The organism is Deinococcus sp. (assembly GCF_018260555.1).
In the GTDB taxonomy this organism is placed as follows: domain Bacteria; phylum Deinococcota; class Deinococci; order Deinococcales; family Deinococcaceae; genus Deinococcus.
The window spans coordinates 1-6,275 of the sequence record NZ_JAGLBB010000104.1 but is presented as its reverse complement, the minus strand read 5'-3'; the positions used below and the strand labels follow the sequence as shown (position 1 = coordinate 6,275).

Annotated in this window: 9 protein-coding genes; 6 read left to right on the top strand and 3 right to left on the bottom strand. The window is 67.5% G+C overall.

Annotated features, from left to right (window positions below):
* Positions 1 to 333: 333 nt before the first annotated feature.
* Positions 334 to 495, top strand: a complete 162-nt coding sequence (locus tag QZ271_RS13610; RefSeq protein ID WP_291432381.1) for a hypothetical protein — start codon at positions 334 to 336, stop codon at positions 493 to 495.
* 47 nt (positions 496 to 542) lie between these two features.
* Here the strand turns inward: QZ271_RS13610 and QZ271_RS13605 are convergent, their stop codons facing one another.
* The 3 genes from QZ271_RS13605 to QZ271_RS13595 are packed head-to-tail and all read right to left on the bottom strand — an operon-like array spanning position 543 to position 1,451.
* Positions 543 to 794 (bottom strand): hypothetical protein, encoded by a 252-nt coding sequence (locus QZ271_RS13605; protein ID WP_291432380.1) that lies wholly within the window; start codon positions 792 to 794, stop codon positions 543 to 545.
* The gene (locus tag QZ271_RS13600; RefSeq protein WP_291432377.1) at positions 791 to 982 is read right to left on the bottom strand and encodes a hypothetical protein; all 192 of its coding nucleotides are present in this window, start codon (positions 980 to 982) and stop codon (positions 791 to 793) included. Before QZ271_RS13600 ends, QZ271_RS13605 begins: the two co-directional genes overlap by 4 nt.
* Positions 983 to 1,022: 40 nt before the next feature.
* Positions 1,023 to 1,451, bottom strand: coding sequence for a hypothetical protein (locus QZ271_RS13595; RefSeq protein ID WP_291432375.1), 429 nt, complete (start codon positions 1,449 to 1,451; stop codon positions 1,023 to 1,025).
* Between the two features lie 131 nt (positions 1,452 to 1,582).
* Here QZ271_RS13595 and QZ271_RS13590 point away from each other — a divergent pair, with 131 nt between their 5' ends.
* The 5 genes from QZ271_RS13590 to QZ271_RS13570 all read left to right on the top strand — a co-directional run bounded on the left by QZ271_RS13590 (position 1,583) and on the right by QZ271_RS13570 (position 5,637).
* The gene (locus QZ271_RS13590; RefSeq protein WP_291432373.1) at positions 1,583 to 1,843 is read left to right on the top strand and encodes a helix-turn-helix domain-containing protein; all 261 of its coding nucleotides are present in this window, start codon (positions 1,583 to 1,585) and stop codon (positions 1,841 to 1,843) included.
* Positions 1,844 to 1,853: 10 nt separating this feature from the next.
* A complete protein-coding gene (locus QZ271_RS13585; protein WP_291432371.1) occupies positions 1,854 to 2,318 on the top strand; it encodes a hypothetical protein in 465 nt (154 codons plus the stop codon).
* 177 nt (positions 2,319 to 2,495) lie between these two features.
* Positions 2,496 to 2,690, top strand: coding sequence for a helix-turn-helix domain-containing protein (locus QZ271_RS13580; RefSeq protein ID WP_291432370.1), 195 nt, complete (start codon positions 2,496 to 2,498; stop codon positions 2,688 to 2,690).
* On the top strand, positions 2,687 to 5,260 hold the full coding sequence (locus QZ271_RS13575) for a phage/plasmid primase, P4 family (protein WP_291432368.1): 2,574 nt from the start codon (positions 2,687 to 2,689) through the stop codon (positions 5,258 to 5,260). The genes QZ271_RS13580 and QZ271_RS13575 overlap by 4 nt, the downstream gene beginning before the upstream one ends.
* Positions 5,257 to 5,637 (top strand): hypothetical protein, encoded by a 381-nt coding sequence (locus tag QZ271_RS13570; RefSeq protein ID WP_291432366.1) that lies wholly within the window; start codon positions 5,257 to 5,259, stop codon positions 5,635 to 5,637. The genes QZ271_RS13575 and QZ271_RS13570 overlap by 4 nt, the downstream gene beginning before the upstream one ends.
* Positions 5,638 to 6,275: the final 638 nt, after the last annotated feature.

Here is a 6,275-nt window from a genome sequence, read left to right as displayed (position 1 = left end):
AAAGATTTACAGATAGAGCGCTCGCGTGGGGGCACAACCTCCCCAAAATTTTGGGGAGGTTTCCCGTCAGAACTCGCGCCCGCGCACGCGTAGGGGGCACTATCTGGCGGTTTCCGCCAGATGCAGGGCGCGTGGGGGGCACTTGTCCGGTTTGAAACCGGGGAAATCACCGGGCACGCGTGGGGGGCACCTCACTGTCAACCGTTGACAGTGAGCTCTGCCCTCGCGCCCGCGCACGCGTGGGGGCACGTCTGATAACTGTTATCAGATGGCTGCGGGCGCCCGCGCACGCGTGGGGGCACGGCGCCGGTTTTCACACTAATGCGTTCTGGTGTGAAACAACCGCAACGCGACCCTGGAAACGCCCTGGCCGCCGGTGGTGTCCTCACAGCCGACCAGGGAGGCGGGTACGCCCTGACGCCCCGCACCGGGCCGCGCGTGACGGTCAGCACGAACACGGTAAGTAGCCTGATCCGCAAGGGCGTACTGGAATAGGAACCGCGCCGACCCCGTGACAGGATCGGCGCGGCCGTAACGGATCGTTACGCGGTGAACTGGTCGGCTTCACCCCGCAGGGCGGTGTCCCTGGCCGCGCTGACGCTGGCCGGGGTGAGGTCGGCCGACCAGCGGGCTGCCCATGCCCGCAGCACGTGCGCAAGCTGGGCGCGCAGGTCAGCGGCGGCGCGTTCCTCGATCTGCGCGCGGGACTCGCACGCGCCGCACAGGTGCTCCGGGCTGCCCGGTCGGCTGACCAGCACCGCGCCGCCCTGGCCGCAGCTATCGCAGCGCGTCACAGGTTGTCATCCTGCCAGGTGGGGGCGAGGGCTGCCCGGTGTCCGGCCTCAATCGCGGCGAGCTGGTCAAGTTCCGCCGTGAGCTGGGCGCGGCGTTCCTCGATGCGGGCGAGTGCGGCGCGGCGCTCTGCGGGGGTCAGGGTGGCGTGCTGTGCGGCGCGGGCGGTCTGTTCGTGGGTTCCGGTCATGGTGTCCTCAGGGGGGGGCGCGGCGGCCCCCCGTGGGTGCTCAGGCGGCGGGGTACAGGCGGCACAGGTGCGTGTACACGGTACGCGCTTCAGGTTCGGTCAGGTCGGCCAGAGTGGGCAGCGGTGCCCACTCGCCCAGGGCGGCGGCCGCGAGGGCGTAATGCTGGGCACTGGGAAGCCCCAGGCGGCCCATGAGGCGGTGCAGGCGGGCCGCGCGGGCCTTGCCGATCACGGGCGGCGGGGTGGGGGCGCGGTACTCGCTGACCAGTTCCGCGCGGGTGGCGTAGTGCAGGGCGCGCACGGCGGCGGCGGGGTCGGCGTCCTGGCCGTCAATCTGGGCGGTGACGTTGCCGTGCTGGTCGGCCGTCAGGGTGACGGTGTGCAGGGTGTCGCCCCAGTGTTCCCCGTGGGGGCGGTGCTCGGTGACGGTTTCCCAGGTGCGGGTGATGTTGCGGGCGGTAAGCTGCATGGTGGTTCCTTCGAACGGGGGAGTCAGTCGGCCGGGGCTTTCTTCGCGGGAAACCCGGCCTTCCTGCTGACCTGATACTACCCGATAGTAGGCACTATGTCAACATGTCGGGACTATGGTACTGTGCCCCCATGAACACACAACCGATCACGCTTGAATGGCGCATAAAGGACGTGCTGGCCGCACACAACCTGAGCGCATACAAACTCTCGCAGGAACTATCCGGCACGGTCAGCCGGAACAGCGTGTACGCCCTGGCCGCCGGGACTGCCAAGCGCGCCGACATCGAGACAGTCGGCGCGATCCTGGCCGCCCTGCGCCGCATGACCGGGAATGACGCCCTGACCGTTGCCGACCTGCTGGCCGACCAGCGCGGCCCGCTGGCGAGTTGAGCCGGTGCCCGTGCAGGGGCAACGGAACAAGGGCGGGCGGCCCAGGGGCGCGACACGCAAGAGTGCAGCCGCGCAGATTTCACGCGGCGGGCACCGGCTGCTGGTCTGGCTGAACGAACGCCGACCAGAAAGCGGCTGGGTGCCGTGGGTGCTGGCCGACGCGGCCGCCGACCTGGGCATAGCGCCGACCTCGATCAGCGCCGCCCTGCGGGCATTTGAAAAGCGCGGGCTGGTCGGCTGCTGGCCGCCCGCTGCTGGCCGGGGCCGCCGGATCACGCACGTCTGGCTGAGCGCTGAAGCCCGCGCCGCCGCGCTGCACTGGTCGGCCTATGGCATGACGGCGTACCAGCGGGCGCGCATGACGGCCCGCGTTGCTGGCGACCTGCGCGCCGCTCAGGAACGCGGGCGGCTACCCGACTGGGCGGCCGATCTGCTGAAGGATGACCCGGACTACGGGCACATAGTTACGAGATAAACCCTAGGGTATAACCGCCCCTCAAGTAGTAGAAAACTGTGTGCTGGACAATGTTAAGCCGTTTATGCTGTACAGTGTTCGTGAGGGTTAACCCCTCGATACAAAAGACCAGCGCGCCGGGGAACGATCCGCCAAGACAGACCCCGTGCGCGCTGCGAACCTTAGGAGGTTCCTGCTATGACTCTACAAAACACGCCACGTCATGAAGGCGGGTCGGCCTACAGGCCCGCCGACCTTCAGCCCCTGCTGGGCTTAGGCCGCAGCACCGTGTACAAGCTGCTGCGCTCCGGTGAACTGCGCAGCGTGCGCGCTGGTCGGCGCATCCTGATACCCGCCGACGCCGTGACTGACTTCCTGGCAGGTAGAAAATGACGCCCCCCCGTGTGCAGGACGGGGGGGCAGCGCGGGCGGGCGCTGAGGACAGTGTAACGCCCGTCCCGCCGCTGCTCAAGCTGGCGCTGGACATGCGCGCCGCCGGGTGCAGCATCATCGCCGTCGGCCAGGACAAACGGCCGTGGTACAAGTGGGCCGCGTATCAGGACACGCCCGCCACGGCCGACCAGCTCCTCAGGTGGCACGCCGACCCGCGTACCAAGGGCTACGCGCTGGTCTGCGGGAAGGTCAGCGGCGGCGTTGAAGTGCTGGACTTTGACGAGCCGGACTTCTACCCCGCGTGGCTCGCCACCGCCCCGGACTGGGCCGCCGACCTGCCCAGCCAGAGGACCGGCGGGGGCGGCTGGCAAGTCGCGTACCGGCGTTCCGGTGACGTGCCCGGAAACAGGAAGCTGGCATGGTTGCCCCCGTGTGACGCCGACGGCGTGAAGCGCGAGCGGCGCGAGATCGGCATTGAAACGCGCGGCCAGGGCGGGTACGCCTGCATTCCGCACAGCCTGCACCCCAGCGGGAACCTGTACCAGCCTATGCATGGTGACTGGTCGGCCCTTCCTTCGCTCCTGGGCGAGTGGGCCGACCAGCTCATTGCAGCGGCGCGTTCCCTCTCGCATGAAGACCCCGAAGAATCCCGAAACCCGGCACCGGCTGCCGCCATGGCGTACCAGGGCGGCGCTGCCCCGTACTGGTCGGCGGCGTTCCAGAAGGAACTGGACAAACTGCGCGCCGGTCGGAAGGGCGGCCGGAACGATCAACTGAACATCAGCGCGTGCGCCATCGGGAACATGGTCGGCGGCGGGCACATCGAAGAATCCGCAGCGGTGGCCGCCCTGGCCGACGTTGCCCGCGAGATCGGCCTTGACCCGGGCGAGATCATGCCCACCATCCGCAGCGGCCTGGACAAAGGCAAGATGACGCCCCGGCAGAAACCGGAAGGCACGCCCAAGACGCCGCGCAAGGTCAAGGCGCAAGTCCCCCGGCTTGCCCTTCAGACGGCCGGGAAGACCCCCGCAAGCAGCGCGGGCGGGTACGGGCTGCCCAGCTTCCCGCACGGCACTCAGGAAGGCACCGACGAGGCAAACGCCGTCATCCTGGCCGCGAACAACCTTCAGGGCCGACTGCGGTACACCCTGAACCAGGGCTGGTACGCCTACGATCCGGCGCGCGGCGTGTGGATGCGTGAACCGATCCTGGCCGCAGCCGTTGCCGGTGAAGTGCTGCGGGAAGTAGTCGGCCAGTACTTCCTTGACCTGCTGAAACAGCACGCCGATAAGGAAGACCTCGAGCGGGTCGGCCGGTGGGCTACCAACGTGTGCAACGTCGGCACCGTCACCCGGGCACTCACGGCCGCCGCTGGTAAACCTGAGTTCCTGACGCCCGTAGACGCGTGGAACGCCCGCCCTGAGCTGCTGAACTGCCCCAACGGAACGCTCGAGCTGACCAGTGGCACGTTGCGGCCCCACGATCCCGCCGACCTCATGACCTGTCAGGCGGGCGCCGCCTACGATCCGGCCGCCCAGCATCCCTACGTGGAACGCCTGCTGGAGCTGCTGCGGGCGGATGGTCGGCACGATCTGCTGCAACGCTGGGCGGGCAGCACCCTATACGGCCGCGCGCCGAATGAGAAGTTCGTCGTGCTGTCCGGTCCCGGCGGCACTGGCAAGGGCACACTGGCCGATACGCTTAAGGCCACGCTGGGCGAGTACGCCCACACCATAGAGGTGGGGCTGATCCTGCACAACGCGCACGGCGACAGCGGCACCGGCCCTAAGCCTGAGTTGCTGAAGTTGCAGGGCAAGCGCCTGGTCATCGCGAGCGAACCCGACGAACACGCGCGGTTCAATGCTGGCCGCGTGAAAGGCATGACGGGGAATGACCCGATCACGGCGCGTTGGATGCACAGCAACGACATGGTGACGTTCACGCCAGTCTTCAAGCTCGCCATTCAGACGAATCACCCGATCAAGTCATCACACGATGACAGCGGGCTACAGCGCCGGATCATCGTTGTCCCGTTCAGCGCGCGGCCCGCTGAAGCTGACGGGAACTTCAAAGACACACTCAGGACTGACCCGGTGGCCCTGTCGGCGTTCCTGAACTGGTTAGTGGAAGGCTGCCGCCTGTGGCTGAACAGCGGGTATGACCTGGGCGAGTCGGCCGTAGTGCAGGCGGCAACGGCCGGGTACTGGAAGGATCAGAACCCCTACGAACGGTTCGCAGCGGCGCGGCTGATGTTCGGTGACGGTCTGGAGATCACCTCCGGCCGCCTGAAGGTCATGTTCGAAGAATGGGTGGCAGAGAACGCAATCAGGTCGCGCGAAGCGAAATTAGCCGATCTACACGCGTTTCTCCGGTCGGCAGGGTGCAAGCCATACCGCACCAAGTTAGAGCGCGGTTGGGATGGGGTGTCTGAAGCGGGTGACAGCGGTGACGGTGGTGACACTGATTCCCCGGTTTCTCGTAATCTCTTACACGCGTATACAGAAAACCGGGGAACTGGTGTCACCAGTGTCACCAGTGTCACCGAAGCCTGGGCGCAGGAAGACCTGTGAACCTCAATGAACTGGTCGGCAAGCTCGCCCAGCACGGCGTTTCCCTCACGCTGAACGCCGCCGGGAACCTGAACGCCGCTGCTGGTACGCCCCCACCCGCTGAAGTCCTCGAGGGCATCAAACGGCACCGCGCGCCCCTGATCCGCCGACTTCAGCGCGGGCAGATGCCTGACGGAACGTACCCGCCGACCTACCAGCCGGGGCACTGCGGCACGTGCGCCCGCTGGTCAGCCCAGCCGGGGGAAGGCCTGCACGCCGGGGCGTGCGCTCTCGACTGGTCGGCCCACTACCCGGATGAGCGCAACATCCGGCGGCCAGTCATCACGCACGGCCACACGCCCTGCGTGGCGCTGAACGGGACAGGGTGGGCCGCGTGAAACGCCGCAAAATGATGAGCATCACGGCGCCCTGAGTTACGTGCGGGCGGGAGACGTGTCGGCACGGCAGACGGTGAACGACTGGCCGACCAGCACCGGGCGGTACGCCGCGCGGCGTAGGCGCGTACCGCCCGCACAGGACGGCCAGGAAGGCGGCAGCAACAGCCGCCCCGGTGTGAGTGTCCGGGGCGGTATCTGCTGGCCCGTTCCTGGCCGCCCTGTGCGGCAAGTTCAGCCGGGGCGCGCTGCTGGCCGCTGGGGGGCACGTCTCTGTTCCGCTAAGCCGACCCCCTCCCCCACCACGCGTGCGCGGGCGCGAGGGGGGCACCGCAAACATCAGCATTTTTCAGCATTCTGTCGCCACGCGTGGGGGGCACCTGGCTATATAGCCAGTGAGCTCTGCCTTGATCCACGCGCCCGCGGGCGCGTGGGGGGCACTATCTGATAACTGTTATCAGATGGCTGCGGGCGCACGCGTGGGGGCACGCAGTTGGTGCATCTGTGTGAATCACACAGATGGCTCGCGCCCGCGCACGCGTGGGGCACGGTAGCCCATCTGTAAAAGATTTACAGATAGAGCGCTCGCGTGGGGGCACAACCTCCCCAAAATTTTGGGGAGGTTTCCCGTCAGAACTCGC